This window comes from Sphingobacterium sp. E70, from assembly GCF_019285695.1.
In the GTDB taxonomy this organism is placed as follows: Bacteria; Bacteroidota; Bacteroidia; order Sphingobacteriales; family Sphingobacteriaceae; genus Sphingobacterium; species Sphingobacterium detergens.
The window spans coordinates 1,835,721-1,860,038 of record NZ_CP079104.1 but is presented as its reverse complement, the minus strand read 5'-3'; the positions used below and the strand labels follow the sequence as shown (position 1 = coordinate 1,860,038).

Annotated in this window: 33 protein-coding genes and 6 pseudogenes; 23 read left to right on the top strand and 16 right to left on the bottom strand. The window is 38.3% G+C overall.

What is annotated here, in order from left to right; genetic code table 11:
• Positions 1-258 precede the first annotated feature (258 nt).
• The 6 genes and pseudogenes from KUH03_RS45865 to KUH03_RS13465 all read left to right on the top strand — a co-directional run bounded on the left by KUH03_RS45865 (position 259) and on the right by KUH03_RS13465 (position 4,013).
• Positions 259-729 (top strand): mandelate racemase/muconate lactonizing enzyme family protein, encoded by a 471-nt coding sequence (locus tag KUH03_RS45865; protein WP_306429569.1) that lies wholly within the window; start codon positions 259-261, stop codon positions 727-729.
• Positions 723-1,088, top strand: coding sequence for a mandelate racemase/muconate lactonizing enzyme family protein (locus KUH03_RS45860; protein WP_306429568.1), 366 nt, complete (start codon positions 723-725; stop codon positions 1,086-1,088). Before KUH03_RS45865 ends, KUH03_RS45860 begins: the two co-directional genes overlap by 7 nt.
• 126 nt (positions 1,089-1,214) lie before the next feature.
• Entirely contained in the window at positions 1,215-1,352 is a 138-nt protein-coding gene (locus tag KUH03_RS45855) for a hypothetical protein (protein WP_306429567.1), read from the top strand.
• Between the two features lie 257 nt (positions 1,353-1,609).
• Positions 1,610-2,590, top strand: a complete 981-nt coding sequence (locus KUH03_RS13475; protein WP_120261519.1) for a deoxyhypusine synthase family protein — start codon at positions 1,610-1,612, stop codon at positions 2,588-2,590.
• A gap of 128 nt (positions 2,591-2,718) precedes the next feature.
• A complete protein-coding gene (locus KUH03_RS13470; protein ID WP_257094029.1) occupies positions 2,719-3,354 on the top strand; it encodes a hypothetical protein in 636 nt (211 codons plus the stop codon).
• A gap of 84 nt (positions 3,355-3,438) precedes the next feature.
• Positions 3,439-4,013 (top strand): annotated as a pseudogene (locus KUH03_RS13465) (non-canonical purine NTP diphosphatase).
• Between the two features lie 220 nt (positions 4,014-4,233).
• Here the strand turns inward: KUH03_RS13465 and KUH03_RS13460 are convergent.
• The 4 genes from KUH03_RS13460 to KUH03_RS13445 form a co-directional block, all read right to left on the bottom strand.
• Positions 4,234-5,124, bottom strand: a complete 891-nt coding sequence (locus KUH03_RS13460; RefSeq protein ID WP_257094027.1) for a hypothetical protein — start codon at positions 5,122-5,124, stop codon at positions 4,234-4,236.
• A gap of 165 nt (positions 5,125-5,289) precedes the next feature.
• Positions 5,290-5,499 carry a hypothetical protein gene (locus KUH03_RS13455; RefSeq protein WP_257094025.1) on the bottom strand — a complete coding sequence of 70 codons (210 nt, stop codon included), beginning with the start codon at positions 5,497-5,499 and terminating at the stop codon, positions 5,290-5,292.
• Between the two features lie 94 nt (positions 5,500-5,593).
• On the bottom strand, positions 5,594-5,851 hold the full coding sequence (locus tag KUH03_RS13450) for a hypothetical protein (RefSeq protein WP_257094022.1): 258 nt from the start codon (positions 5,849-5,851) through the stop codon (positions 5,594-5,596).
• Positions 5,848-6,561 carry an OstA-like protein gene (locus KUH03_RS13445; RefSeq protein ID WP_257094020.1) on the bottom strand — a complete coding sequence of 238 codons (714 nt, stop codon included), beginning with the start codon at positions 6,559-6,561 and terminating at the stop codon, positions 5,848-5,850. Before KUH03_RS13445 ends, KUH03_RS13450 begins: the two co-directional genes overlap by 4 nt.
• 150 nt (positions 6,562-6,711) lie before the next feature.
• Between KUH03_RS13445 and tilS (KUH03_RS13440) the strand changes: the two genes are divergently transcribed.
• The 10 genes and pseudogenes from tilS (KUH03_RS13440) to KUH03_RS13405 all read left to right on the top strand — a co-directional run bounded on the left by tilS (KUH03_RS13440) (position 6,712) and on the right by KUH03_RS13405 (position 11,694).
• Positions 6,712-7,164 (top strand): tRNA lysidine(34) synthetase TilS, encoded by a 453-nt coding sequence (gene tilS, locus KUH03_RS13440; protein ID WP_257094018.1) that lies wholly within the window; start codon positions 6,712-6,714, stop codon positions 7,162-7,164.
• A pseudogene (locus KUH03_RS45850) lies at positions 7,152-7,235 on the top strand (hypothetical protein); the annotation flags it as partial. The gene tilS (KUH03_RS13440) and the pseudogene KUH03_RS45850, both read left to right, overlap by 13 nt.
• Before the next feature lie 150 nt (positions 7,236-7,385).
• The gene (tilS, locus tag KUH03_RS13435; RefSeq protein ID WP_257094016.1) at positions 7,386-8,036 is read left to right on the top strand and encodes a tRNA lysidine(34) synthetase TilS; all 651 of its coding nucleotides are present in this window, start codon (positions 7,386-7,388) and stop codon (positions 8,034-8,036) included.
• Positions 8,037-8,071: 35 nt separating this feature from the next.
• A complete protein-coding gene (locus KUH03_RS13430; protein WP_306429566.1) occupies positions 8,072-8,467 on the top strand; it encodes a hypothetical protein in 396 nt (131 codons plus the stop codon).
• Positions 8,468-8,653: 186 nt separating this feature from the next.
• Entirely contained in the window at positions 8,654-8,971 is a 318-nt protein-coding gene (locus KUH03_RS13425) for a DUF4834 family protein (protein WP_257094015.1), read from the top strand.
• Between the two features lie 376 nt (positions 8,972-9,347).
• On the top strand, positions 9,348-9,863 hold the full coding sequence (locus KUH03_RS45845) for a hypothetical protein (RefSeq protein WP_306429565.1): 516 nt from the start codon (positions 9,348-9,350) through the stop codon (positions 9,861-9,863).
• Entirely contained in the window at positions 9,860-10,105 is a 246-nt protein-coding gene (locus KUH03_RS45840; protein ID WP_306429564.1) for a hypothetical protein, read from the top strand. Before KUH03_RS45845 ends, KUH03_RS45840 begins: the two co-directional genes overlap by 4 nt.
• Positions 10,106-10,154: 49 nt before the next feature.
• On the top strand, positions 10,155-10,427 hold the full coding sequence (locus KUH03_RS13415) for a DUF721 domain-containing protein (RefSeq protein ID WP_257094013.1): 273 nt from the start codon (positions 10,155-10,157) through the stop codon (positions 10,425-10,427).
• Positions 10,428-10,442: 15 nt separating this feature from the next.
• On the top strand, positions 10,443-11,006 hold the full coding sequence (locus KUH03_RS13410) for a Crp/Fnr family transcriptional regulator (RefSeq protein WP_257094011.1): 564 nt from the start codon (positions 10,443-10,445) through the stop codon (positions 11,004-11,006).
• A gap of 253 nt (positions 11,007-11,259) precedes the next feature.
• Positions 11,260-11,694, top strand: a complete 435-nt coding sequence (locus KUH03_RS13405) for an SRPBCC domain-containing protein (protein ID WP_257094009.1) — start codon at positions 11,260-11,262, stop codon at positions 11,692-11,694.
• A gap of 401 nt (positions 11,695-12,095) precedes the next feature.
• Here the strand turns inward: KUH03_RS13405 and KUH03_RS13400 are convergent, their stop codons facing one another.
• The 3 genes and pseudogenes from KUH03_RS13400 to sucC form a co-directional block, all read right to left on the bottom strand.
• Positions 12,096-12,716 (bottom strand): L-threonylcarbamoyladenylate synthase, encoded by a 621-nt coding sequence (locus KUH03_RS13400; RefSeq protein WP_120261529.1) that lies wholly within the window; start codon positions 12,714-12,716, stop codon positions 12,096-12,098.
• A 166-nt stretch (positions 12,717-12,882) separates the two neighbouring features.
• Positions 12,883-14,326: pseudogene (gene asnS, locus KUH03_RS13395) on the bottom strand (asparagine--tRNA ligase).
• Between the two features lie 246 nt (positions 14,327-14,572).
• Positions 14,573-15,766 carry an ADP-forming succinate--CoA ligase subunit beta gene (gene sucC, locus KUH03_RS13390; RefSeq protein WP_120261531.1) on the bottom strand — a complete coding sequence of 398 codons (1,194 nt, stop codon included), beginning with the start codon at positions 15,764-15,766 and terminating at the stop codon, positions 14,573-14,575.
• Positions 15,767-15,938: 172 nt separating this feature from the next.
• Between sucC and KUH03_RS13385 the strand changes: the two are divergent.
• From KUH03_RS13385 to KUH03_RS13360, 6 genes and pseudogenes are all read left to right on the top strand, one after another.
• Positions 15,939-16,587, top strand: a pseudogene (locus tag KUH03_RS13385) (ABC transporter ATP-binding protein).
• Between the two features lie 159 nt (positions 16,588-16,746).
• On the top strand, positions 16,747-17,184 hold the full coding sequence (locus KUH03_RS13380; RefSeq protein WP_257094008.1) for a hypothetical protein: 438 nt from the start codon (positions 16,747-16,749) through the stop codon (positions 17,182-17,184).
• Positions 17,185-17,409: 225 nt separating this feature from the next.
• Positions 17,410-17,637, top strand: coding sequence for a hypothetical protein (locus KUH03_RS13375; protein ID WP_257094006.1), 228 nt, complete (start codon positions 17,410-17,412; stop codon positions 17,635-17,637).
• Complete coding sequence (locus KUH03_RS13370; RefSeq protein WP_257094004.1) at positions 17,601-17,786, top strand: hypothetical protein; 186 nt, start codon at positions 17,601-17,603, stop codon at positions 17,784-17,786. The genes KUH03_RS13375 and KUH03_RS13370 overlap by 37 nt, the downstream gene beginning before the upstream one ends.
• Before the next feature lie 84 nt (positions 17,787-17,870).
• Positions 17,871-18,065: a LacI family DNA-binding transcriptional regulator gene (locus KUH03_RS13365; RefSeq protein WP_257094002.1), complete on the top strand. Its 195-nt coding sequence runs from the start codon at positions 17,871-17,873 to the stop codon at positions 18,063-18,065.
• 58 nt (positions 18,066-18,123) lie between these two features.
• A complete protein-coding gene (locus KUH03_RS13360; RefSeq protein ID WP_257094000.1) occupies positions 18,124-18,921 on the top strand; it encodes a substrate-binding domain-containing protein in 798 nt (265 codons plus the stop codon).
• A 74-nt stretch (positions 18,922-18,995) separates the two neighbouring features.
• On the opposite strand, the gene KUH03_RS13355 is transcribed toward KUH03_RS13360, so the two are convergent.
• The 3 genes and pseudogenes from KUH03_RS13355 to KUH03_RS13345 all read right to left on the bottom strand — a co-directional run bounded on the left by KUH03_RS13355 (position 18,996) and on the right by KUH03_RS13345 (position 20,381).
• Positions 18,996-19,358: a hypothetical protein gene (locus KUH03_RS13355; RefSeq protein WP_257096949.1), complete on the bottom strand. Its 363-nt coding sequence runs from the start codon at positions 19,356-19,358 to the stop codon at positions 18,996-18,998.
• A 117-nt stretch (positions 19,359-19,475) separates the two neighbouring features.
• Positions 19,476-19,891, bottom strand: a pseudogene (locus KUH03_RS13350) (FAD-dependent oxidoreductase); the annotation flags it as partial.
• 124 nt (positions 19,892-20,015) lie between these two features.
• The gene (locus KUH03_RS13345; RefSeq protein WP_257093998.1) at positions 20,016-20,381 is read right to left on the bottom strand and encodes an FAD-dependent oxidoreductase; all 366 of its coding nucleotides are present in this window, start codon (positions 20,379-20,381) and stop codon (positions 20,016-20,018) included.
• Positions 20,382-20,624: 243 nt separating this feature from the next.
• Here KUH03_RS13345 and KUH03_RS13340 point away from each other — a divergent pair, with 243 nt between their 5' ends.
• Complete coding sequence (locus tag KUH03_RS13340) at positions 20,625-20,924, top strand: DUF3817 domain-containing protein (protein WP_257093996.1); 300 nt, start codon at positions 20,625-20,627, stop codon at positions 20,922-20,924.
• Positions 20,925-21,077: 153 nt separating this feature from the next.
• Here KUH03_RS13340 and KUH03_RS45835 read toward each other — a convergent pair whose 3' ends face one another.
• The 6 genes and pseudogenes from KUH03_RS45835 to KUH03_RS13315 form a co-directional block, all read right to left on the bottom strand.
• The gene (locus KUH03_RS45835) at positions 21,078-21,239 is read right to left on the bottom strand and encodes a hypothetical protein (RefSeq protein WP_306429563.1); all 162 of its coding nucleotides are present in this window, start codon (positions 21,237-21,239) and stop codon (positions 21,078-21,080) included.
• A gap of 44 nt (positions 21,240-21,283) precedes the next feature.
• The gene (locus KUH03_RS45830; RefSeq protein WP_306429562.1) at positions 21,284-21,460 is read right to left on the bottom strand and encodes a hotdog domain-containing protein; all 177 of its coding nucleotides are present in this window, start codon (positions 21,458-21,460) and stop codon (positions 21,284-21,286) included.
• An 86-nt stretch (positions 21,461-21,546) separates the two neighbouring features.
• Positions 21,547-22,951: pseudogene (gene lpdA, locus KUH03_RS13330) on the bottom strand (dihydrolipoyl dehydrogenase).
• A 365-nt stretch (positions 22,952-23,316) separates the two neighbouring features.
• On the bottom strand, positions 23,317-23,850 hold the full coding sequence (locus tag KUH03_RS13325; protein ID WP_257093995.1) for a plastocyanin/azurin family copper-binding protein: 534 nt from the start codon (positions 23,848-23,850) through the stop codon (positions 23,317-23,319).
• 55 nt (positions 23,851-23,905) lie between these two features.
• The gene (locus KUH03_RS13320) at positions 23,906-24,133 is read right to left on the bottom strand and encodes a response regulator (RefSeq protein ID WP_257093993.1); all 228 of its coding nucleotides are present in this window, start codon (positions 24,131-24,133) and stop codon (positions 23,906-23,908) included.
• A gap of 11 nt (positions 24,134-24,144) precedes the next feature.
• Positions 24,145-24,312 (bottom strand): hypothetical protein, encoded by a 168-nt coding sequence (locus KUH03_RS13315; protein ID WP_257093991.1) that lies wholly within the window; start codon positions 24,310-24,312, stop codon positions 24,145-24,147.
• Between the last annotated feature and the right edge of the window lie 6 nt (positions 24,313-24,318).

Here is a 24,318-nt window from a genome sequence, read left to right as displayed (position 1 = left end):
ATAAAATTATAAATATTCTAATAAAAATGCATTTGTTTTGATTTTATCGTTTCTTTTTATCTATTTTATTACTGATATCATATTTATTGTTTTAGGATGTAAACCTCATCTTTCATTTCTTAATAATGCATCACTTGGCGATAAATTTTAGGTAGGTATTGAAAAAGCATCGTATGATTGCAATAATATGTATAAATTAGGCAAAGTATTGCAGGCTGTTTGCGCTGCGTCAACATGCCTTAATTTATAGACACTAAGATGAAAATAACTGAAATTGAGATCTACAGACTAAGTATTCCGATGGAACCATTTGTTATCGCAACTGGAACCATGGATTATGCGCAAAATACCTTTATACGCATACATACCGATACGACTATTTACGGCGTCGGGGAATGCTCTGCCTTTCCGATGATTGTGGGAGAAACACAGGATACCTGTCTGGTTTTGGCACGTGATTTTGCCAAGATCTGGAAAGGAAAGGACCCGCTGGCCATCGATGATCGATTGGCTGAGCTAGATTTGTATATCGCAGGAAATCGAACCATCAAATCTGCTTTTGATATTGCATTGCATGATTTAGCAGCCAAACATGCTGGTATTCCACTTTATCAGTTTTTGCGTGGAGCTAAACGGGAGATAACAACGGATATGACATTGGGTATAGCCTCTCCGGAGGAGATGGCAATAAAAGCTAAGCGTCTACAGGAAGGGGAGCTGTCATGTTGAAAGTAAAATTGGGTAAGGATCCGAAAACAGATGTGGCTCGTATCCGTGAAATACGTAAAGCGATAGGATTTGAGATGCCTATTCGGATAGATGCAAACCAAGGTTGGTCTTATGAAGACGCGGTAGAAGCCTTACAGGGGCTAGAACCGTTTAAAATTCAATTTTGTGAGCAGCCAATGCGGACCTGGAATGATGAATTGTTGCCGCAATTGCGTACAGAGACGATCGTCCCAATTATGGCTGATGAGTCGGTTTATTCGCATCATGATGCGGAACGACTTTGTAAAGCAGATGCTTGTGATTATATCAATATCAAGTTTTCTAAATCAGGGGATTCAAGAAGCCTTGAGAATCAATAAAGTCGCAGCAGAGTACGGTATTAACTGTATGATTGGTGGGATGCTGGAGTCTCGCTTAGCATTGGCCGCAAAGTCCATTTCGCCTATGCGGCTCCCAATGTCAAGTTTTTTGATTTAGATACCTGTATGGTTGGTCATCTGGAAGACCCTGTCGTTGGAGGGATACAATATGATGGATACAAAATCCATATTTCGGATGAACCGGGTATCGGTGGGGATATAGACCAGGCATTTTTGGACCGTTGTGAGAGATGGATGATTTAACTTTTATGCAGAAGGTATGAATAGTATGAACTGGGGATAGGTGGCCAGGAGATTGCCGTCCTTATTGTTATTGTCATTTTTTTAGTGGCTGCATATTTCTTCTTTTCAAGACTACTGAAGAAGTAGAAATTGTCTGTTTTTTTACATTTGTTAAAAAATAAGCAGTTAATAGCTGTTTTGGTGGGAGAGGGAACCTGAAATAGATAATATTCAGTACCTTTGCCGTACTTATTATTTTATAAAAGTTAGAAAATATTATGAGTACTCAAAAAGGACCTATTTCTCAATTTATTGAGCATAATTACCGTCACTTTAACGCAGCGGCATTAGTAGATGCTGCAAAAGGTTACGAGGAACATCTTTTGGATGGTGGAAAAATGTTGATCTCTCTTGGAGGTGCAATGTCTACTGCTGAATTGGGTGTTTCTTTGGCAGAAATGATCCGTCAAGATAAAGTACACTTTATTTCTTGTACTGGGGCTAATTTGGAAGAGGATGTGATGAACTTAGTTGCTCACTCACATTACAAAAGAATCCCAAATTATAGAGATTTGACAGCGGAACAAGAAAGAGAATTATTGGATAATCACTATAATCGTGTAACAGATACTTGTATTCCAGAAGAAGAGGCTTTCCGTCGCTTGCAGAAGCATCTTGAAGATGTATGGCATGCCGCAGAAGCGAAAGGTGAGCGTTACTTGCCACATGAATTCTTATATCAAGTAGTTAATTCTGGTGTATTGGAACAATATTATGAAATTGATCCAAAAGACTCATGGATTGTTGCTGCTGCTGAGAAAAACTTGCCGATTGTATGTCCGGGATGGGAAGACTCAACTACAGGTAATATATTCGCATCAAATGTGATCAAAGGTAAATTGAAAGCGAGCACCGTTAAATCAGGTATTGAGTACATGATTTATTTGACAGAATGGTACCGTAACAATTCCGCTGGAAAAGGCGTAGGTTTCTTCCAGATTGCAGGTGGTATTTCCGGTGATTTCCCAATCTGTGTAGTGCCAATGATGTATCAAGATTTGGAGTGGGAAGAAGTACCTTTCTGGGCTTATTTCTGTCAAATTTCTGATTCAACTACTTCTTATGGTTCTTACTCTGGAGCAGTTCCAAATGAAAAAATCACTTGGGGTAAATTGGATATCGATACGCCTAAATTTGTTGTAGAATCTGATGCTACAATCGTAGCACCTTTGATTTTCTCTTATATCTTAGGACATTAATCTTTTCGATATACGAAAGGGAGTGAGGAACGAAGAATTTGTCTCTGGCAATTTCTTTATTCTTTACTCCCTTTTTCTTTTACTCTTTTCTTCTTTATCTTTACATGCTACTATTTCCTTTTCGAACAATGAGCAATTTAACAACAGATAATCCTGTCGCCCTACAAGCCTTGATGGATGAGACGATTTTTGCCAATGGCTTTGATCTTCAATCAGAGCAGGAAGCTGTGTCTAAAGCAAAGGATACAGAATATGTCGCTGTTGGAATTCCTGCTACTGATCACCTTGTTAAGCTGTCTGTCACAGACGAAACCATGGGATCAGGTTATCTCGGTAATGAAGAAGGTAATAATGCGCTTGAGGTATTAGGTGGTGAATTTATTTATCAGGGTAGCAAAGATCAGGGAATACTTTTTATCCTGCGCTATGCACAATATCCTTATTTCTCTCCAGCAGCACTCGAAGCATTTGAAAAAACGATTGGCGCTCTAAAATTAACTAAGGAAACTGTAGCGGTGGTTAACTTGGCCAATACGCATAATCCGAACGATTTTAAACAGATTATGCAATTCTTTCAACCGACGAAGATTATTCTATTAGGTGTGGAGCCTGCATCGTTGAAACTTCCTCCGATCGAACATAATTCCTATATGAAGGGGCGCATAGCAACGGTTTTCAATACCTTCAGCTTTGAAGAAATGTTTGCCGATGTCAATAAAAAGAAACTGTTCTGGAACGAGTTTAAAACATTTATTGTTTCTTAACTTTTAAAAACGATTTGTCCCCTCATAATGATTACTATCTTTTAAATAAGAATTTCTACTTTTGGCAATATAAATTTGAAGAAGATGCTAGAACTTGTGTTTGCAACAAATAATGCCCATAAATTGGAAGAGGTCCAAGCAATAGTGGGAGACACTTTTGTTATTAAAAGTTTGAACGATATCGATTGTCAGGATGATATCCCAGAAACTGGAGTTACATTTGAGGAAAATGCACAGCAAAAAACGGATTATTTGGTAAACAAATATGGACTTTATTGTTTTGGTGATGACTCAGGTCTCGAAATAGATGCATTAAATGGCGAACCTGGAGTTTATTCGGCACGTTACTCGGGCTCAAGGGATATGGAAAAGAATATTGATCTCGTCTTGGAAAGACTTGGGGACAACCCCAACCGAACTGCTCGATTTAAAACTGTCATTTCCCTCTATCTGAACGAACAGCAACATTTTTTCGAGGGAAGTATCGAAGGACAGATCACTAAAGAGCGTAGAGGAGTGGATGGATTTGGTTATGATCCGATTTTTATTCCAAATGGGTACGATACAACTTTTGCTGAAATGAGCGCAGATGAAAAAATGCGATCAGCCATCGTGCGATTGCTGTAGGCAAGCTTGCCACTTATTTAAAAACTAAATAATACTGAGATAAGGTTTGGTCGATTAACTTTATTGTTGACGATAAAAGCAAGCGGGGCAAAATTGATATTTTGCCCCGCTTGCTTTTATCTTGTATACGGACTATTTTACTTCTTTCTTTTTGGACATTTGAGTACTATCTTGTACTGGTCGTGCTGATGGTTTTAGATTCGTTGAATCCTGTTTAACAGTTTTTTTATCGACCGCGGAGCAATGTCCTTTTTACTGGAGATTTAGCTGTTGTTGCTTCAGGTTTGGCTGTTTTAGTATTTCCATTTGTCTTGTCTGTAATAACATCTGCCCCAGATTTAGTATCGCTGGCCTTTTTTGAAGGTTTCCCTTATCCTCTTTAGGCTTGGATTTCATTTTTCCATTGTCCTCGGTTTCCTTTTCTGTTGGAGCGGTAAAAGAGGACTTAGAAAGATCACGTTTCCTATTTAATAGATCATCTTTGGATTTAGGACGGTCCTCAGGACGCCATGTAAAGTTTGGTAAAAATTCCTTGTCCGCCGTAACTTCAGCAATCGGATAGACTTTTCCATCGACTTTTCGGATAGAAACGTATTCTTGAAGTTTATTGTTCTCCATCAGAATTTTGAAACGGCTGCTTCGGTCATGAACGAGTTCTGTCGTTACATTGGTTTTCTCATCAATGTTATAGAAGATATTTTCAGCATTCCCATCAACAAAGAGGCGCTCCATACGGTTATTGGTAAAGAAACTGGTGATCTTCCGTCCTTTAATCTGATTGAACTTTAATGAGTCGCTAGTGGCATTGACCATAAATGCATTTCCAACCAATAGGGAGTTATCCAGCTTCTGATTTTTCACCTGTAGGAATATCGTATCGCCCGATATCTGCGAATTCTCAGCCCACATCATCGGTTTTCCCATTAACCTAAACATCGAATCTTGCATGCCATAATACATCGAGTCGGCAACGGCTTGTAAGTCGGATTTAAATAGTCGCGCATTATAGTAGGCTTTTAGAATCCTTGTTTTAATCGTATCCTGGGATAGGGAATCTCTTTTTCCTTCTTGTGCATTTTTTAGTGCTGCGCCCATAATCTTATCTGATTCCCCGCCTTTAGGAATGATTGCTTTTTTACGCAAGACACTATCGGCTTTCAGGTTTTCTCAATTTCGATGCGATTTTGATCCCCACTATTACCGGTTGTTTTTTTGGAATATTCTGCCTATTGGTTGTAACCGTATCTGGTAATTTCTTGCCCACCTTGTCAAGGACTGGTTTCTTGATTTCGTTTTTGTGCAAACTATCTATGCCTTTCTTAAGACTGTCTGCTGCTTGTTGTAGTGTATTGGTTGAGTCAAGATCCGCAGAAATGGAATCTTTATCGCCATAATCGACCTCGTTGTCTTCTTCGATGGCTCCCCTTCACGGTTTAATTTAAAATCTCGGGCAATATAATCTCGACGGAAGATCATTTGAGAGAATAGGGTGTCAGCGGTCATAAAGACAGAGTCCATTTCGGCGTTTTCCTTTAAATTTTCATCCTTGCCGATGACATTTTTGTTTTCCGTTAAGCTCTTTTTGGAATCCTTATTGGCAACAATTTCAGCTTTATTGTTTTTTCCTTGCCCTTCTGCTCTTCTTTCTCCGCTTTTTTAATTCCTTAGCTTCTTTTTCAGCTCTTTTTCGGACTTTTGCTGCACAGGAGAGAAGGATGAGACCGAATCTTTTTGGTGGAATCTTTTTCACCACCGAAACAACCAGAGGTTTATCGGTCATGGTGATGGATTCGTTTTTCCCATTATAGAGTCCATATCCGCCATAAGCATAGAATTTATCCAGGGTGTCTACAAAGACAACGTTTTTCACGGCTTTGCCGATGCCGACTTGTCTGTCATAGAAAAGGCTGTCCCCTTAAGGAATTTAGTGCCTTCTGTATATAGGTTGTTTTTTGAAAAATAAGCCTGACCAGTAGCCATATGATAACGGCCTTTTTCAGTATATAGATTTTCGCCCTTGTTTCCTTTCATATTCGTAGGGCCATAGAAATCCGTTATGCGGGTGTTGCCATTGTATTTCATTGAGTCTGTATAGACTTTAACATTGGTTGATCGGACAACAACTTTTTGATTAAAATAGGATTCGCCAGTATTTTCGAAATAAGTTGCGCGTTGACTGGTGATGGTGTCACTTCCGGAGAGAATCCGTCCACCACTATAATAGTTTCCAATTTTACTACGCATGTTATACACCAGATGGTCGGTGGTCAATATTGATCCGCTGGTACTAACCATACGGACAGCTCCGGTCAATGTGGCTAACTGCATGGCCGCTTCATAATGCAGTTTATTGGAAAATATCTGTGTGCCATCAGGTTGGGTGATGATTACATTTCCATAGGCTTCAAAGAATTGACGACCCAGTTTATCATTATGTAAATACCCACTGTCAGACGATAGCGTCGAACCAACATGCTCATAAACCGGACGGTAGAAAACAACGTTACCGTTTTTTCCAGTAATAATATGCGACGAAGAAAGTAATTTTAATTCGTCCTGTTTCTGCGCTTGGACCGTCAAGGCAGTTAAAATTAATACAATAAGGGTAAAAATGTATTGTCTCACAAGGGCAAAAATATGGATTTTAATTGCTACTTTATTGGATTTCACAAATTTTAAGATGTGAATTTATCATTCGGACAAAATATACCGTAACTTTGTTATATGAATGTGCTGGAAAGATTAAAGGGATATATTGAAAAGGAGCATTTAATGATGCCTCATGACAAAATATTGCTTACAGTAAGTGGTGGTAAAGATTCGATGTTGATGGCACATTTATTCGCAAAAGCGGGCTTTAGAATCGCTATTGCACACTGTAACTTTCAGTTGCGTGGAGAGGATTCTGAACTGGATGAAGCCTTAGTTAGAAAGTTTGCTTCTGATAATGGAATTCCAATATTTGTCAATCAATTTGATACCAAGACCTACGCCAAGGAAAATCAAATTTCTATCCAGATGGCTGCACGTGAACTACGTTATACCTGGTTTGAGCAGCTTCGGGAAGAACTTCAGTTTGACCGGATTGCTGTGGCCCAACACCTCAATGATCACATTGAAACCGTCCTGTTAAATCTTTCACGTGGAACTGGGCTACAAGGTCTTCAGGAATTTTACCCTTAAGAGATCGTATCATTCGACCGCTTTTATTTCTCAAAGCAAGTGAAATTGAATATTACGTTCAGGAATATGCCATTGCTTATCGGGATGATCAATCTAACTTTTCGACCAAGTATGCCCGTAATAAGATACGAATAGATATTATTCCTCATTTCAAAAAACTACAACCTGATTTTGAACAGATTTTCGAACAGAATATTACACACTTTAAGGAATCATATGTTTTGTTACAACAATTTGTCGAACCCATACGTAACAAACTTTTTCAGACGACCGGCGATGGTTGGGTGGTGCGTAAGGAAGACCTGGAAGAATATTTGAATAATTTACCTTTATTATACGAACTGTTTTCTGATTTTAATTTTTCAAAAGCAGTGTTAAGTGATTTGCAACAGGCTTGGGCCAAGGAATCAGGTCGTATTTTTCAATCGGATTGTTACAATATGCTTTTGGATAGAAATGAACTTTTTATCAGAGAAAAGGAATTTATATCTTTGGACGAAGCAATAATTACCTCAGAAACATCAACCGTGGAGTGGAAGCAGTATTGTTTCCATGCGGGAGTATCTACTGAGCTTACTATCACCAACAATAAAGAGATCGCAAAACTCGATTACGATCTGCTTGTCTTTCCCTTGACGATTCGTTCGTGGAAGATCGGGGATAGTTTTTATCCTTTAGGCATGGAAGGTCGGAAAAAACTGAGCGATTTTTTCATCAATAAAAAAATCAGCTTATTCGAAAAGGAAAATATTCCCATTGTAGTGAATGGTAATGGCGATATCCTTTGGCTAGCCAATTATCGTATGGATAATCGTTATAAGATTACTAGCAATACAAAAAAAGTCCTTACTTTAGTCTGTAAATGTGATTAAGGCTTAAGTCTACTAGCTCAATACTAATAAAAGAAATGAAAGAAGGTGTACTCTATTCGGAAAATCAATATTTAGGACGTGACCGTGTTTGGATAAGCGTGCGTTTGGTACTTGTGCTATTCTGCTTTACGGCATTTTATCTAAACTTGGATCATTTGATCTCCAGTCAATTGTTTTTCATTGTCGGAGTTGGGATTATTATTACATCTATTGTGATGATGTATATGGTCTTGTTTCGAATTGAGGTATTTCAGGACCATATCTTGATCAGTGGCCTTTGGTCAACGCGCGTTGTGAAAATTGATCTGGCCTCGATCTCGAAGGTTGAAAAGGCTCCTTATAGTACATTCTTTTTAATAATCCTGTTTATAATCTACATACCAAAGGGAAGATTAAGTTTTTTGCGGGTGGAAAAAATGCTGTATATCTAACAGATAAAGATGGATTAACTTATGTGTTGGGAACACAACGGCATGAAGAGCTATACCGCACGATCATGGAGACAAAAGGGAAATTGGGAAAGTCTTAAAATTTGTTAATATTTCTTATCTGACAATTTAAAGACAACAGTTTATCGAGTTATTGGTTAAATTTGAGAAAATAGCAACGAATTAACTATGGCATTTTTAAAATTTATACTTATTACAGTCGCTGTTTACTTTGTAGTAAGATTCTTATTCAAATTATTTTTACCGTTTGCGATGCGCAAAGCAGCTGAAAAGTTGATGAAAAAAGCGCAGGAACAGGGGGAGCATATAGCGGACAGGGGCAAGGTGGCTTTCTATTACGAATTCACTGGTCAAGGACAACAAGAAAATAAAAGATCCCAACCAGAGGGTAAAATTCAGGTTGACTATATCCCACCGAAGGAAACTCCAGAGCGTAAGGGGACAGAAACAGCTGGTGAGTTTGTCGATTTTGAGGAAATAAAATAATTTTTAGCGGTCCAAATAGCGTATCTTTGTAGCTATGTGGCTCAAGCAACTTTCTGTTCTAAATTTCAAGAATTACTCGGAATCTTCATTGAATTTCTCCCTGAAGTAAATGCTTTTACAGGAATAATGGTGTTGGTAAAACCAATCTATTGGATGCGATCCACTACTTGTCACTTTGTAAAAGCTATTTTAATCCTATTGATTCGCAACATATCAAATCCGGTAATGATTGGTTTATGGTGCAGGGAGAATTTGATAAGGAATCGAATAGTGACGTTATTTCCTGTAGCCTAAAAAAGAATCAAAAAAGCAGTTTAAAAAAATAAAAAAAAGATTATCCTCGATTGGCTGATCATATTGGGCTTTTCCTTTGGTCATGATATCTCCCAATGATAGCGTAATCGTCACAGACGGTAGCGAGGAACGCCGAAAGTTTGTGGATAACGTGATTTCACAAACTGACAATAAATACCTAGATACCTTAATCATCTACAACAAGTTTCTGATCCAACGAAATAGCGTGCTGAAGCAAGCTCGCCAAACCAATGTCTTGGATCTAGGTTTAATCGAAATTCTTAACTTTCAACTGGAGGAAGTAGGTAAAATTATCTTTGAAAAGAGAAGATCATTTATGGCGGAGTTCCAACCTGAATTTGATCGACATTATCAATTTCTGACCGAAGATGCTGAATCTGTCCAATTGCAGTATGAATCTCCGCTAATGTTAGATTCATTCTTGAATATCCTAGAGAAAAACCTGGAGCGTGATCGTATTCTGGAACGCACCAGTCAGGGAATTCATAAGGATGATCTGATATTTACCATTCATGGTGGAATGCCGTTAAAAAGTTTGGTTCGCAGGGCCAACAAAAATCATTTCTCATTGCGTTGAAACTTGCTCAATATTCTTATCTACAACAGAAAAAGGGATTCAAACCTTTGTTGCTCTTGGATGATATTTTTGATAAGCTCGACGATCGCCGTACCCATAAATTAATGCAGATGGTCTCTGAGGATGATTTTGGGCAAATTTTTCTAACGGATACAGATTCGAAAAGAATTCAACGAATCTTTGACGAAATCAACCGCCCTGTTCGTATATTTGGTATCGAAGGAGGACAAGTGAATGTATAAGAAGCAACCAACGAAAAAGAGCCTAGAATTTATTCGGTCAAGCGATGATATGACCATTAAGCAGGGGGTAGAACGTCTCCTTGAAGCTTACAAGCTACGTCGAAAATTTGATGAGACCTCAATCGCTTCAGTATGGCCTCAATTGATTGGTAAAGCAATTGCCAATCGTACGCAACAGCTTTATGTACGAGACAAAAAGTTGTTTGTGCGTGTGGAGTCTGCCGTTATTAAAAACGAATTGGCTTTAATGCGTCGGCAAATCCTTGGAAGGGTAAACGAGTATGTAGGACACGTCATCATCGAAGAAGTCGTGATCTTGTAGTTTGCTTTCGTAGGTATGTTTAATCAATTGTTTGAAAACCTATTTCCTCTTCCAGAAGCCACTCAGGAGAAATTGTTCGCAAGTTTCGAACAAATTGAACTCAAAAGAGGAGATTATCTGATCAAAGAAGGGGACTATTCTTCCAATTTATTTGTTATCGAATCCGGACTGATTCGCCAATTCGCATGGAGTAAAAAAGGAGAATTTACACAGTGGATCGGTACAGCTAATCATTTCGTTACAGATCTCTCTTCTTTTATTTTTGATACCCCTTCCAAATGGAATTTTCAATGCATCAGTGACTGTCATTTGTACCGTTTACCAAAATCAGATTACCAGAAGATGGAATCTGAGGTTATTGAATGGAATAAATTTGAAAAGGCATTTTTAGCAAAATGTTTCGGAGCGATGGAGCAACGAATTTCGGATTTTATTTGTTTGACAGCAGAAGAACGTTATCAACAATATTTTGAACAACATAAATCCCTATTCCATCAAGTACCACTTCAATATATAGCCTCAGTCTTGGGTATGAGCCCCGAAACACTCAGTCGTATCCGCGCAAAAATGAGTTCTTGATAAAAGTCAAGAGCTGTCTCCATTTCTTATCCTAGTTTTGTTTTATCTCCAATAGTAAATGAGGAGCCGATGGGCTTTGAATTGGCCTAAGGCTTCTGTGTAATAAGGTATTCAATTTGAAACACTTTGTACACACTTGTTTTCTGGAGTATCGTCAATTCAATGAATCCATCATGATGTATAGCAACCGATAAGGGGTATTGGGGTAAGCATGTGGGCTTCAATATGCAGGGATATAAATATTATTGAAAAAATGAAAAAGATTGAGACAAGTATCATAATTAAAGCGACAATTGAGCAAGTATGGCAAGTGTTGACAGATTTCAAGACTTATCCAGTGTGGAGCCCAACGATTAAAAGCTTTGGACAGGAGCCTGTATTGGGACAGCGCTGTTCAGTCATGCTAGAACAACCCGATGGTTTTAAAATAAAGATGAACCCACGCTTTTTACGTATTGATTCAAACCGCGAGCTACGTTGGAAAGGTAAACTATTTATCCCTGGAATTTTTGATGGCGAACATTATTTTATATTGGAGCCAATGGAGGAGGGACAGGTTCGACTCATTCAGGGTGAGCTGTTTTCTGGTATATTAATCCCCTTCTGCGGAAAGTTATTGTTGACAACGAGGCAGGGATTTGAACTTTTTAACACAGCGTTGAAGCAACGTGTGGAGTTGGGTTGTTAACTTTCAACATTGTTATGTGAATTTGGATCTGTTATACACATCATATTTCGATGCCGAAGAGTTTTTAAGCTTGTTATAAACATTTTTATGTTGATAACCCTTTAGTTTTGCACATTTATCGTTATTTTCTAGACTTGCTTATTTACCTTATTCACATTTGCTTGTTAATAAGTGCTGGGTTATACACATTTTAGATCAATGGTTATATGTGTATGTTCCACTTATTAACATTTCAACTGTTAATAAGTGGTTATTTTTGTGGAAAAGTGAGTATTTAAGTGTCGGAAAGTAGATCTTATGCACAAAATACCAACAATCTAATCTGAGGTGATCCTTGTTGGTGTGTTAAGATATTTGTTGAAATGTTAAATAGTCTTGCACTATTTGGAGAATACTAAATTCTATAAGTATTGTTCCAGATCACCTTTTCCTTCACGAACAACATCAAAGGTTCCCTCTGTCAGGTCTACTACTGTTGAAGCGACATTGTCCCCAAAGCCTCCGTCAATAACGGCATCCACGAGATCTTGATATTTCTCATAGATCAATTCGGGATCCGTAGAGTATTCGATAATTTCGTCTTCATCGTGGATGGAAGTCGTCACAATCGGATTGCCTAATTGTTTCACAATTTCCCGAACGATGTTATTGTCTGGTACACGAATACCTACGGTTTTCTTCTTCGAACTTAATAGTTTGGGAACTTTAGTGGTCGCGTTAAAGATAAATGTAAAAGGGCCGGGTAATGCCTTCTTAAGGACACGAAAGACAGCGGTGTCGAAAGATTTGGTGTATTGTGAAATATCGGTCAGGTCGTAACAGATAAAAGATAGGTTGGCCTTATCAGGCTTTAAGCCTCTAATCTCACAGACACGTTCAATTGCCTTTTGTTGTGTAATATCACAGCCTATACCGTAAACGGTATCTGTAGGGTAAATGATTACACCACCACGCCTAAGGATATCAACGGCTTGCGCGATGGCTTTTGGATTGGGATTGTCGTTATATATTTTGATAAGCATATCTAGTCTGGTAAAATTTATAATGGCGTAGGGTGATTTTAGTTTTTAATCTGGTCACTTTCGAGCAGGAAGCGGATGATGTCAAAGCTTCAAAACTATTCTTCCACTACGTATATATTTAAAGAACAACAGCCAAAATATTTTGTTTTGGCTGTTGTTCTTTATATTAAAATTCTGCGTTTTTCGGTGTGCGGGGAATGGTATTACGTCGCGGATATTTGTCATTCCGGTTGTGAATAATACCAGGCGCTCAAAGCCTACACCAAATCCTGAATGTGGCACTGAACCAAAGCGGCGTGTATCCAAGAACCATTCCATTTCTGCTGCTGGTATACCTACTTCGGCCATACGTGCTAATAGACGGTCAAGATTTTCCTCACGTTGCGAACCACCGACCATTTCACCGATACCTGGGAAAAGAATATCCATGGCACGAACAGTATTACGACCCTGAGCATCAGGCTCATTCTGTTTCATGTAGAAAGATTTGATTTCTCTTGGATAATCAGTTAGGATAACAGGTTTTTTGAAGTGTTTTTCCACTAAATAGCGTTCATGTTCAGATTGCAGGTCAGCTCCCAGTCATCAATTAGATACTTGAATTGTTTCTTCTGGTTTGGCTTACTACGTTTTAGTATTTCAACAGCGTCAGTATAAGTTACACGTTCGAAATTGTTCTCTAAGACAAAGTTTAGTTTTTCAACCAAATTTAATTCAGAACGTTCTGCTGCTGGTTTTGATTTCTCTTCTTCTAACAAACGGCTTTTCAAAAACTCAATTTCCTCAGGACAAGTTTCCAAAGCGTATTTAATCACGTATTTCAGCAAAGCTTCTGCTAAATCCATATTGTCTTCCAATTCATAGAAAGCCATTTCAGGTTCTATCATCCAGAATTCAGCCAAGTGACGTGTTGTATTTGAGTTTTCAGCTCTAAAGGTTGGTCCAAAAGTATAGATGTTCCCAAAAGCCATTGCTCCGAGTTCACCTTCCAATTGACCAGATACGGTAAGATTTGTAGATTTCCCGAAGAAATCTTCCTTGAAATCAATTTCGCCATTTTCTTTACGTGGCGGGTTGTTCAAATTTAAGGTAGTCACCTGAAACATTTCACCAGCACCTTCTGCATCAGAACCTGTGATAATCGGTGTGTGCATGTACACAAAATCATTTTCTTGGAAAAATTTATGTACAGCGAAAGCTAAGGCGTTACGTACTTTGAATACTGCATTGAATGTGCCTGTACGAAAACGTAAGTGAGCAATTTCACGTAGAAATTCTAAGCTGTGTTTTTTCGGTTGTAAAGGGTATTTTTCAGGATCTGAATCACCTATAATGCTTACTTCAGTAGCTTTAACTTCTACTTTTTGTCCTTTACCTAGCGATTCTATCAATTGACCTTTTACACGAACTGCAGCTCCGGTAGTGATACGCTTTAGGATATCTTCAGGTGTATTTTCAAAATCGACTACTGCTTGAATATTATTGATTGACGAACCGTCATTAATTGCTATAAATTGATTGTTACGGAAAGTTCTTACCCAACCTTTAACAACGACCTCTTTGCCGAATTCTGTGGCATTCAATAGTTCCTTTATTCTTGTGTGTTCCATCTTAATTTTTGGAGAATGACTTGTAAAAGATGCTTTGTTAAAAAAGCAATACAAAAATAAGCTATTCTATTGGTTTATTGGGTATAAATGTTGATTTAATTCGCTGAATGAAGGCTCAATAAGCTTCTAAACTTAATTTTTCCCGGCCACTATTTGCGTCAAACTGAGTAAAAATAGCTGCCTTGGGGGCAAAAAAGCGGAACAACTGAGTTGTTCCGCTTTTAAGCTTTATGATGATTGAAGGAATTAACCTTTCAACACTTTAGTTACTAATTCAGCAGCTTCTTTCAATAAGATTGCAGAATAAACTTGTAAGCCTGATTCATCGATTAATTTTTTCGCTTCTTCAGCATTAGTACCTTGAAGACGTACGATGATAGGAACAGGAATATTACCAATTTCACTGTAAGCATCAATAACACCTTGCGCTACACGGTCACAACGAACGATACCACCGAAGATATTGATCAAAATTGCTTTTACATTAGGGTCTTTCAAAATGATATTGAAACCAGCTTTTACAGTTTCAGCATTTGCAGTACCACCAACATCTAAGAAGTTTGCAGGTTCACCACCAGCTAATTTGATGATATCCATTGTTGCCATTGCAAGACCTGCACCGTTTACCATACAACCAACGTTACCGTCAAGTTTAACATAGTTAAGGTTTGATTCACCAGCTTCAACTTCCGTTGGATCTTCTTCTGTTACATCGCGCATAGCTGCGTAATCAGGGTGACGGTACAATGCGTTCTCGTCAAGATTTACTTTGGCATCAACTGCTAAGATTTTGTCATCAGAAGTTTTTAATACCGGATTGATCTCGAACATAGAAGAGTCAGTAGAATCGTATGCTTTGTAAAGTGCAGCAACGAATTTTACCATTTCCTTGTGTGCAGCACCAGAAAGACCTAGATTAAAAGCAATTTTACGTGCTTGGAATCCTTGTAAGCCTACTTTTGGATCGATTTCTTCTTTGAAAATCAAGTGCGGTGTTTTTTCTGCAACTTCTTCAATGTCCATACCACCTTCTGTAGAGTACATAACAATGTTACGTCCTGTAGCACGGTCTAATAATACAGACATGTAGAATTCTTTTGTTTCGCTTTCACCTGGATAGTAAACGTCTTGAGCAACCAAAACTTTGTTTACTTTTTTACCTTCAGGTCCAGTTTGAGGCGTTACTAATTGCATACCAATGATGTCAGTTGCTTTTTGTTTGACTTCATCTAAGTTCTTAGCTAACTTGACACCACCACCTTTACCACGGCCACCAGCGTGAATTTGAGCTTTGACAACAACCCAGTCGGAATTGTAGTCTTCTTTCATCTTTTTAGCCGCTTCCACAGCTTGCTCTGGAGTATCTGCTACGATACCTTCCTGTACGCGCACACCAAAGCTCTTTAGTATTTGTTTTCCTTGATATTCGTGAATGTTCATTTGCAAAAATATTTGGCGTAAAAATATGTTTTTTTGAGGGATAAGACAAGCGATAAATTGCTCTTTTATCTATTTTTTGACATTTGTGAAAAATAAAATGGCTGAAATAGAGAAATAACTGCTTATTTATTCAAAGGTGTGATATCGTAAATTTATTTATCTTTGCCCTATGATGTTACAAGCCAAAGGAATTCACAAAGCTTATGGGGCATTGCCCATCTTAAAAGGCGTCGACATAACCGTGGAAAAGGGTGAAATCGTGAGTATTGTCGGAGCGTCAGGGGCAGGTAAAAGTACACTTTTGCATATTATCGGAACGTTGGACAAACCTGACCAAGGTTCGATATTTATTGATGGCGTCGATATCCATAAACTGAGTGCCAAAAAGCTGAGTGCATTTCGCAATGAGCATATTGGTTTCGTTTTTCAGTTTCATCATTTATTGCCTGAATTTACCGCATTGGAAAATGTGTGTATTCCTGCATTTATCCGCGGCCAGGGGCGAGCTGAAGCCGAAACGAAAGCGAAAGAACTATTGAGCTACTCGGTGTTTCTCATCGTATTGATCATAAGCCTGCTGAAATGTCTGGAGGTGAACAACAACGTGTGTCTGTCGCTAGGGCGTTGATGAATGATCCTTCAATCATTTTAGCTGACGAGCCTTCAGGGAACCTGGATTCCGAAAATGCAGCGGCCTTACATCAGCTGTTTTTGATCTTAGAAACAAATTCCAACAAACATTTATCATCGTTACCCATAATGAAGAATTGGCCCGTATATCGGATCGAACAATTCATATGCGTGACGGATTGGTGGTGTAACCTATTTCATAGGAAAGCCATTGTGCTTATAGATCGAGGTGTAGGACGAAAAGAGCCAGCCTGATTTATTGGAAGAATCTTTGAGGGCTTAGTTGCCGATGAATAACATTTTATTTTGATGAAGAAAATATTGATAACTTTCGAACCAGACCGCTGGCAATGCGTATCGCTAGAAAACTTTCAGGTAGTTTTGAGGTTTTGTATGCGAGTTCGGAAGAGATTCCGGAATTACTTTTAAAGTCTGGGAATTATGTAGCCATTCCAAAGGGCTTGCTACCAACTTTTGCGCATGAGGTGCTAAAATTGAGTTTAGATCAAAAGGTTGATTATGTGTTACCTTTAGGCGGTTTCGAACTGGAACCATTGGCCGAAGCCAAAGTTTTATTTGATGAATATCAGATTTCAGTTCTCGTGCCAGATAAGGACATCCTTGAAACATTTTCTATCATTGAAAACCCTCCGGCTGATCTTCCTTATGTTTTGCTTTCAAAAGGCAATAATTTGTTGGGTGAGGAGATCTATGAAAGTACATTGGATGGACTTATGGTCACTTCGGATTCGGCTGAAGAGTTCGCATTAGTCTGTGTGTCGAAGTAAAATAATCCTATTCTCAATTTGGTATCTGTTGGGCATAATCTGTTCAACTTTTTTAATTTTAAGGTCTATTAGTGATGATGTTTCCAGAAGAAAAAAAAGTGTACGTCTTTGAATTGGATGATGTTCTTTTTCCGAAAAAGACTACTTACTCCAAGTTTATTATCTCTTTGCTAACTTTATAGAATTCACGGAGACCTTCCCCCACAGGGTGATTTGGTCAACTTTATGAAAAACCATTTGGAAAATCAGGGCGAGGAATTCCTATTTGAACATGCGCAAGCGACTTTTGGATTTGATATGAAGTACAAGGAGCATTTTGAACGACTACATGTAAATGCTGTATTACCACTTAAGTTGCATCTTTTTGACCATATTACTGCACTATTTTCGCAATTGAATGCGGAAGGTAAGGAAATATGCGTTTTGACGAAAGGAATCCACTGGAGCAATTGAATAAGGTGAAATTTGTAGACTGGGGTGAGTTTAGCAATCGAGTGAAAATTTATTTTCAAGATGAACTTGATTTCCGGCAAATAGACCCTACTCAATTTTTAGTACAGGAATTTGCAGTGGATATCACTGCGATTCAATTTGTGGACTAAGTTTTCATTGATTATCTTTGTATTATCTACCAACAATGTTTTGACTTTAAAATATACTGAATAAACATTGTTGAAAAAAAAATTATGATTAGGGATATAAAAGCCCTATTTTTATATAAAGCCCTTGGATTTATGAATAAAGTGAACAAGCCTGCCACGATTAAGGAAATTGCCAAGAAGCTGAAAATCAGTCCTTCAACGGTGTCAAGAGCATTGAATGACCATCCAAGTATTGGATTGGTAACGACAATGCGTGTAAAAAAATGGCCGAAGAATTGAACTACGAACCCAATCAAACAGCCATTTTTTTAAACAGCGTAAAACGTTTACCATAGCTGTGATTTTACCCAGTCTTTCAGAGCCATTTTTTTCTTTTGCAATCAGCGAAATAGAAAATGTTGCTTCGGCACAACGGTACACTGTTTTAATGGGGCAGTCGTTGGATGATCCTGATCGGGAAGAACAGATTTTAAAAACATTTAAAAATCATAGGGTAGATGGTATTTTGATGTCTATTGGTAAGAAAACGATTAATTTGGAGTTTATCGAGAAATTAGAGTCATCTGGAATCCCGGTTGTCTTTTTTGATTGTGTTCCTAGTTTACCGAATATCAATAAAGTTCAAAGCGATCTATCCACAGGAATGAATGAGGCTGTTGATGCTTTTGTTGCCCGTGGGCATAAAGTCATTGCTTTGGTCAATGGGCCAAAGACTTTGCCTGCGAGTGAGGATAGAAAAGTAGCCTATTTATCTGCAATGAAGCGAAATGGGATGGATATCTTGGAAAAAAATATTATTGAAACAGACCTGAGCACCGAAGGAAATGAGAAAGCAATGGACAGTATATTTGCGATGTCCGAAAGACCTTCAGCGATTATTTCTTTCAATGACTTTGTTACACTGGATTTGATGAAGGCAGCGCGCAACAAAGGGTTGGTTTTAAATCAAGATATCTTCTTTATTAGCTATGCTAATTATCCTCTTTGGCAATACATGGAAAACCCACCAATGGGTCGTATCGAGCAGTTTCCAGGTATGCAAGCCCGTAAGGCAGCCGAAATTCTATTTGAACGAATCGAGAATTCAGATGTAGCAGACCAACAAATTGTATTTAAGTCGAGGTTGGTAATGTAATTTTCAACCAAAAAGTAACATAAAAAAGAGGGGAAGATCGAATGTTCTTCCCCTCTTTTTATGTTTATATGTGACTATAAATGGATCACTTCACCGTACGCATCGGCGCATGCTTCCATGATAGCTTCACTCATTGTTGGGTGCGGATGGATTGTTTTGATCATTTCATGTCCTGTTGTTTCCAATTTACGGGCTACAACAACCTCAGCGATCATTTCAGTAACATTAGCTCCGATAAGATGTGCACCTAGGAATTCACCATATTTTGCATCAAAGATAACTTTTACGAAACCGTCTTTTGCTCCAGCTGCCGAAGCTTTCCCTGAAGCAGAGAATGGGAATTTACCTACTTTAACTTCATATCCAGCTTCTTTAGCTGCTTTTTCAGTATAACCAACAGACGCTATCTCTGGAGAACAATAAGTACATCCAGGGATGTTGTTGTAATCAATAGGTTCTACATGAAGACCTTTGATTTTTTCAACACAAGTAATACCTTCTGCCGAAGCAACGTGCGCTAAAGCTTGACCCTTAACGATATCACCGATAGCGTATACACCTTCAATATTTGTTTTGTAGAAATCGTCTACGACAACACGGCCACGATCAGTTTTTACACCAACCTCTTCCAAGCCTATGTTTTCGATATTAGGAGCAATACCTACTGCAGATAATACAACTTCTGCTTCGATTACTTCAACACCTTTTTCAGTTTTAATAGAAACCTTGCTCAATTCTCCAGATGTGTCAACAGATTGAACTTCTGATTTAGTAAGGATATTAATACCTTGTTTCTTTAAGCTTTTTCTAGTTGTTTTGAGATTTCTTCATCTTCAACTGGAACGATTCTATCCATAAACTCAACGATAGTCACTTTTGTTCCAATTGCATTATAGAAATAAGCAAATTCAACACCGATGGCACCAGAACCAACAACAACTAAAGATTTTGGTTGTTTAGGTAATGTCATTGCTTGGCGGTAACCAACAATCTTTTGCCATCTTGTGGTAAGTTAGGCAACTCACGTGAACGTGCACCTGTCGCCAAGATGGTATGTTTTGCTGCATATTCTTTGGTAGAACCGTCTGCGCCTTTTACATCGATCTTACCACCTTTTTAATTTTTGCAGTTCCATTGATGACATCAATTTTATTCTTTTTCATCAAGAACTGAATACCTTTACTCATTCCTTCAGCTACGCCGCGGCTTCTTTTGACGATAGCTTCGAAATCAGCCTCACCACCTTGAACATTGATGCCGTAATCTGCGGCATGGTTTAAATATTCAAATACTTGAGCACTTTTCAATAATGCTTTTGTAGGGATACAGCCCCAGTTTAGACAAATTCCGCCTAATGATTCGCGTTCAATAATCGCTGTTTTGAACCCTAACTGAGCGGCTCTAATGGCAGCAACATACCCGCCTGGACCACTACCGATTACAATGATGTCGTAATTCATATAAATAAATATTCTGTAGTTGAGTGTTATAGCTTCAAATACCAAGGTACCGAACCTTATATTCATTCAAAAGTACGTATTTTTTCTGATGAATATGAACTATTTATTGTAAAATTGGCGGTTTTTGATAAAACAATGTCAATGTATTCGGGATAATGTCACGACTCGGTAAAAGGGTAAAAATAATGGGGCAACCGTATTTAGAGTCTTATTTTTGAAGTTCACAATACTCAGTTTATCATTATGTTAAGAATATTTAGACAGATTGCGTTGTGGGAGGCTATTTCCACGATTTGCTTGTTTTTTATTGCAATGCCCTTGAAATATTTCGCTGGAATACCAGAGGCTGTGAAGATTGCGGGATCCATTCATGGCTTTTTTGTCGTTATATTCGTTGTGATGCTCATCATGTCTACTGTCGAATATAAATGGCCTATTTTAAAAGCTATAAAGTACTTTTTGGCTTCTTTGGTTCCAATCCTGGGATTTTGGGTGGAGCTGGATCTAAAGAAGGAAATCGAGGGCAAAAGACAAAAATCGTAATAGTGAGATATTTGCATAGAGATTCCAAAAGTGTGAGCCCATGGCTTAGAAAGTTAAGCTTTCCGCATGGTGCTTGATAATTTGTGATCGCAAATTTCCAAACAGAGCTTTATAAAAAACACCTATTTAATATCAAAGGAACAGGGGAGATGTTTAGTCATCTCGCCCTGTTTTCTCGATGCCCATATAAGCATACGTTATACTATCTTTTCCATGTGGGGTGGGATTTCCGTCCTCGTCCAAATTGACAAACACTAATTTGTCGATGGATAGGATTGTTTTCTTTGAAATTTTATTTCTGACCTCACAACGCATCGTCAATGACGTTGTTCCGAAATTGATCGCTTCAATACCTAATTCTAAAATATCCCCTGTTTGGCTGAATTTACAAAGTTTATTTCGGATATAAACTTTGTAACCACTTTAGGATTTCCCAATTGTACAATAGCGTAAATAACCGCTTCTTCATCTATCCAACGCAAAAGTGTTCCGCCGAACAATGTTCCATTGGGGTTAAGGTCTTCGGTTTGACCCATTTTCTTGTATAAAAATTCATCTGATATAGGTATTTATGACAAAGGGGAAAGTTTCCTTTTCCCCTTAGGTTTATTCTGTTTAACGCTTACGCGTGTATTGCTCTATTTGCAGTTGCGGCTAATGCCGCTTCTTTAATAGCTTCAGTATAGGTTGGGTGAGCATGACAGATACGTGCGATATCTTCTGCAGAAGCACGATATTCCATCGCTACTGTAGCCTCGCCGATCATGTCAGCTGCACGCGGACCAATCATATGTACGCCTAATACCTCGTCGGTTGTTGCGTCAGCTAGTACTTTTACAAAACCATCTGTATCACCAGATGCTTTTGCACGGCCAGAAGCTTTGAAAGAGAAAGATCCTGCTTTATATTTCACACCAGCCTCTTTAAGTTGCTCTTCAGTTTTTCCAACTGAAGCTACTTCAGGCCATGTGTACACAACGCCTGGAATCAAGTTGTAGTCGATGTGAGGTTTTTGTCCAGCAATATATTCCGCGACATATACCCCTTCATCTTCCGCTTTGTGCGCCAACATCGCTCCAGTAATGACATCTCCAATTGCGAATACACCTTGAACAGAAGTTTCTAAGTGTGCGTTTACAGGGATTTTCTTACCTCTTTCTTCTAATGTAATGCCAATGTTCTCCAAGCCTAAACCTTCAGAATAAGCTGTACGTCCAACAGCAACGATACAGTAATCACCATCCAATGTGATTTCTTGTCCCTTTGGATCCTCAGCAGTTACTTTTACCGTTTTACCTTTTGCGGTAGCACCTGTTACTTTATGTCCTAGGTAGAACTCCATGCCCAATGATTTTTTCAAAACACGTTGCAATTCTTTTCCTAAGCCACCATCCATTGTACCAATGATAGATTTCGCAAATTCAACTACAGAGACTTTTGAACCTAAACGAGCATATACCGAACCTAATTCCAGACCAATTACACCACCGCCGATGACGATAAGGTGTTTTGGGATCTCTTTTAAATTAAGGGCTTCAGTAGAAGTAATAATTCTTTTTTGTCAACTGGCAAGAATGGTAACGAAGTCGGTTTTGATCCTGTTGCAATGATGACATTTTTGGCAGTGATCTGTTCTGTAGAACCATCTGCTTTTGTTATTTTAATGGTGTTTTTATCCACAAATGAACCTACACCTTGAAACTGTCAATTTTGTTTTTCTTAAATAAGAAAGTGATACCGGCAGTATTTTGCGCAATGACATCGTCTTTACGAGCAATCATCTTTGCCATATCTACCTTAAGATCTTTTAAACTGATGCCGAATGCGTCAAAATTATGGGCAGCATTGTGGTAATGCTCCGATGAATCTAAAAGCGCTTTCGAAGGAATACATCCAACGTTAAGACAAGTACCGCCAAATGTGCTATATTTTTCAATAACAGCTGTTTTTAATCCTAATTGGGCACAACGGATAGCTCCTACATATCCGCCTGGACCACTTCCGATTACAATTACGTCGTATTGCATTGATTACGTTTTAATTTTTAGTAGTACAAATTTAATGATTATTAATGGGATAGGAAATCAAAACTTGCGATTTGTAACCGAATAGACTTACTTTACATTTTTTTGATAAAAGAAATGCGGCCTACCCCTTTAAGATAATCTAAGGTCGATAATTTGTCTGGAAGAAAAATATATAGAGAGGTCAAGCTTCTAGAAGAAAAGTATATCGATGTAGACCTATTGAAAGAGGATTATGAAGAGCAACGGAATATAGGCAATAATGGATATTGAAAGTGTACTTGAGCGAATTCCTTTCTATCCCAGCGCAAAAAATTGGTTAACAAAAAGGATATTCAATTCTGGATATCCTTTTTGCTTTTATGTTGTTATTCTGCAACGATTTTGCCTTGCATTACACCATAGTGTCCAGGGAAACTACAGATGAAAGGATATACTCCTTTTTCAAGTGTAAATGTAATTTTATCAGTTTCACCAGGGCCCAATAATTTCGTATGGGATACGATAGAGGATAAAGCTGATTTTGGAACATACTCATCAGCCACCGCTGCTGCTGCCTCAGCGCCGAAAGTTGGAAGATCTACACCCGGTTTAAGGATGACAACATTATGTCCCATAGATTCTTTTGGCATGGTACCCGCATTTTTGAAAGATAATTCTACTGGCTCACCAGCTTTAACACGGAATAAGTCCTTGTCAAATTTCATCTGATCGTTACCTTCTAAAGATAAGCTGTTAGAAATAGCCACGTTTTCAATTCCAGGTACTGTTTCTGTCGCTTGGTTTTCTGTTGAAGTTGTCGATTCTGTACTAGCTGATTTGCCAGACTTCTCACTGTTTCCGCCACAAGATGCAATTGACAATGCAACTGCAACTGCTGGTATCATAAAAAGTTTTTTCATTATTACGTTTTGTTAATTCCTTAAAATTAATGATTTCATTGGTAAATAGAAACAATCATTTCAATTTTGACAATAAAGCATCAATTGTTTTATATAATTTGATAGGATCAAATGGTTTCCCAACAACTTCATTTGCCCCTGCATCCATGGCTTCTTGTTGTTCAGCCTTTAAAACTGAAGCAGAGATAGAGATGATGGGCATATTCGCAATTATTGGGTTGGTATGGCGACGTATTTCTTTAATAGCTTCAAAGCCGCTCATTAGGGGCATATGCGCGTCCATAAATACCAGATCTATTTTTTTCTGTTTATTTCCTCCAACGCAAGCTGTCCATTTGTTGCCAGTGTAATTTCGCAGTTCCAACTTTTTAGGATATTTGCTAACATAAAGCTGTTTAATTCGTTGTCTTCGGCGATAAGGATCATCGGTGAATTAAACTTCGGTAACTCTGTATAAAGCACTTGTGT